The organism is Harryflintia acetispora (assembly GCA_004340125.1).
Taxonomy (GTDB): Bacteria; Bacillota; Clostridia; order Oscillospirales; family Ruminococcaceae; genus Harryflintia; species Harryflintia acetispora.
Genome location: SLUK01000020.1, coordinates 1 through 3,219, shown reverse-complemented (window position 1 = coordinate 3,219; position 3,219 = coordinate 1). Strand labels below are relative to the sequence as shown.

Sequence of the window (3,219 nt, the reverse complement as noted above, 5' to 3'; positions counted from 1 at the left end):
ACGCTCTGGACCTGCACCACCGTCACGGTGCAGGTGGCCTTATAGAACCCGCCCTTGTCCGTCACCGTGATGGTCGCGCTCCCCGGCTGCTTGCCGTTGGCCGAGAGGTGGTAGACGTTGTTGCTTACTTTTGTCATATCGACCTGGTCCGGGCTGCTGTTCTCCCAGACGAGCTCGGTGCTGCCGTTGTCTCCCGTCAGGGTCGCGGTCAGCTCGAAGTCGGTCTCGGCCGCTGTGCCCCCGGTGAAGAGGGTTTTGCTGCTGGGGTTGAGGCCGATCCCGGAAATCGGGACCACCGTCACCGTGCAGGAGGCGGAAACGGTATCCGGGTCGTCGTAGACGCTGGCCGTGATGGTCACGGTCCCGCCGCCGTTGCCGGTCACCAATCCCGTCACCGGGTCTACCGAAGCGACGGACGGGTCGCTGCTCGACCAGAGCACCTCGGCGGCATAGCTCTGGGAGGTGGGGTTCTTGTCGGCGGTCAGCTGTACCGTCTGGCGCTCTCCACTGGTTTGCAGGTAAACCGTCTTATCCCCTACCGCCTCGCCCCCGGCCTTGATGGTCAGGCTCTCGATGGCCCGGTAGGTGTAGGATGAGGTCTTCGTTTTGGGCAGGTCGAAGCCGGCCCGGCCCGCCTTCGCGACGGGCGTGACCGAGATGGTGAAGCCGGTGTCCCGCTGCGGCGGGTCGCTGAAATACAACTTGTAGCTGTAGACCTCCCCCGACACCTCGGGCTCTCCCGAGGCGGACAGCATGTCCGCCTCCCCGCCGCCCTCGGGCAGGGCGGTGACGGTGAAGCCTTCGATCCGGGCCGGGTCGTTATTCTTCACCGGCACCCGGATGAACTCGGGGCCCGCAGCGGCCCGGGCGCGGAAGAGGGAGATCTCCGGGGTGGGTATCTCCGGGTCGATCTCCGCGATTCCGGGCGGGGTGCTCCTCCCGAGGGTCGCGCCCGGGTCAACAGACGCTGCCGCCGCACCGGCGACCGGGATGATCCCGGCCGCCAGGGAAACTGCCAGCAGCAAAGCGGGAAGCCGCCTCATTGCGCCACCACGTCCCCATTGGCGGTGCTGATCTCACCGATCGTGAAATCGTCGAGCGGTATTTTCTCACTCTCACCCATGGTTGCTCCCCCTCGGAGAGTTAGGGGGCCCACGGGGGGATGATTCCCCCCGTGAGGTGGGCCGCCGGCGTCAGCCGGCAATTGCATTTCCGCAGAAATGCTGCCCACCTCGTAGTACTCCCGCAGGCCGCTGCCGCCCACCGTGAAGCCGCCTAAAACGGTCAGCGCCAGCACGCACAGCAGCACCGCTATCGCTTTCTTTTTCATTCCAGTTCCCCCTTCAGATAAATGACCTCTAGCAAAGGTTGCTCGCGGTCATCCCCGCCCGGGGAACGGAACAAAAATTGGCCTTTTCCCTTGAAATCCATCCCAGTTCAGGATATAATTAGGATAAATCGGGAAGAGGCCGGCGGTATCCCCGCCGCTCTTTCCCTATATCTGCAAAAAGATGACCGTTAGTAACCTTTACTAACGGTCATCTTTATTCTATAATTCCTCCTGCGCCAGGTTGACCAGCTGCACGCCCTGCTGCAGCGCATAGCGCACTGTGTAGGCCGTGCCGCCCGGCTGCCCGTCGAAGTAGCAGATCAGCCTGCTGCACCGGTCCACCATATAACGGTTGCGCTCATGATAACAGCTTTTGGTCCATCCGCTGGAAAGGGCCCTGCTCCCGCTGCAGCCGCGAAGCATCCGCTCATAGCGCTCGCGCCAGCCGGCGTCCCAGCCGCGCGCCTGAGCTTCATGCGGCAGGATGCAGTAAAGGCGCAGCCCTTCCCGCAGCTCCCGCGCGCGCAGCACCGCCTCCCCGGCCAGGATGTCGAACCCCCATGCGCCGCCGCAGTAAAAATCGGTGTAGCCGTCGTTTGCCGCACTGTGGACCGCCGCCTCCAGCCGCTCGCACAGCCGCATGAGGCCGGGGTTTTCTTCCTGTAAGGAGAAAGGGAATTTGTTCCCGCGGTAGCCCGTAAAGCAGGCCGAAACCGGCCGCAGCGCATACTCCATGTCGTCCCATCCTTTCGCAGTCCCTGCGTGATAGGTCCATGATAGCACAAAGCGGTTTTGGGTGCAATCAAAGCGGCTCGCTGAGCATCCCGCCCTCGCCGCACAGCAGCAGCACCGCCGCCAGGGAGAGCAGCTCCATGCGGTCGACGGCGCGCCGCAGCTTCACCGGGATTTCATAAGGTTCGAGCACCTCGCCGCCCAGGGTGCCGATCTCCCGCTGCAGGCAGATCACCGCGCTTTCGGCGGTTACGCTCGAAAGCGTCAGCGTGTCCTTGCTCGAAAGCCCGCAGGTCAGGGTGCGCAGGTGATGCTTTGCGCAGAAGCGCAGCGAGCTTTCATCCTGCGAGTGGACCACCGCCACCGCGTGCGGGGAGGGGAGGAACCCCTCTTCCTCCTGCGCGTCCTTGAGCACATAGATCACGTCCCCGTCGCACTCGGGCACCCGCTTGGCGCCGAGCAGCAGGATGTCGGGGGAAATGTCGGGCAGCAGTATCTCCCGCTGCCCGACACAGAGCACCTCATAGCTGCGCGAAAGCGCGCGGTATAAAGAATAGAGCAGCTCCTCGCCCGCCTGCACGACAATGGTGAGCATCATAACCGGTCCTCCCCGCCGCTTTGCGGCCAATTCTGTCCTTTAGTATCCGCAGCGGGAAGGGTTTCTATTCTATTAAAAAATTAAGGGTTGAGGATGATAGCGGGGCGGGCCGCGCAGGAAGAATTGACTGTATAACTGACCACGTTGCCATCTGAGCCATTGATTGTCATGCTCCGATCGGTGCACCCGGAACGCGGTGAACGCAGCCAACTGGTGCTTCCCCCACAGATGGTATTTGCCAACGTGAGATTGTAGATTGTTAGCCCGCCGTTTAATAAATATTGAAATTGCCTGGTCTCGGTATAGCTGTCCACACAAGAGCTCGGCCTGCTGCTGCCATAAATTTCATAGGCACTGGGCAGCCAGGCATAGTCTCCCACATATTTGTGCGGCGACAGCTTTCCTCTTTGGGCAGCGGTCAAACCGTTATAGAAATTGCTGCAGTGCGCACGTACCGTGCTGCTGCTGTATGTATTGTTGCCGCCGAATATGCTGCTTGTGTAGTTAAAGTTCGCCAGCAGGACGACGGAATTTGTTTTGCCGCCGTACTGGCTGCCGC

General features: G+C 61.8%; 5 protein-coding genes. All 5 read right to left on the bottom strand.

The window, feature by feature from the left end; genetic code table 11:
• Positions 1–1,025, bottom strand: a 1,025-nt coding sequence (locus EDD78_RS13825; protein WP_165873241.1) for an Ig-like domain-containing protein, incomplete at its 3' end; no start/stop codon positions are given.
• A 14-nt stretch (positions 1,026–1,039) separates the two neighbouring features.
• Positions 1,040–1,330: a hypothetical protein gene (locus tag EDD78_RS13820; protein WP_132085321.1), complete on the bottom strand. Its 291-nt coding sequence runs from the start codon at positions 1,328–1,330 to the stop codon at positions 1,040–1,042.
• A gap of 219 nt (positions 1,331–1,549) precedes the next feature.
• Positions 1,550–2,065 (bottom strand): SLOG family protein, encoded by a 516-nt coding sequence (locus EDD78_RS13815; RefSeq protein ID WP_079697812.1) that lies wholly within the window; start codon positions 2,063–2,065, stop codon positions 1,550–1,552.
• 67 nt (positions 2,066–2,132) lie between these two features.
• Positions 2,133–2,660, bottom strand: a complete 528-nt coding sequence (locus EDD78_RS13810) for a hypothetical protein (protein WP_079697811.1) — start codon at positions 2,658–2,660, stop codon at positions 2,133–2,135.
• Between the two features lie 80 nt (positions 2,661–2,740).
• Positions 2,741–3,219: DUF6273 domain-containing protein (locus tag EDD78_RS14070; protein WP_165873240.1), on the bottom strand; the 479-nt coding region annotated here is incomplete at its 5' end.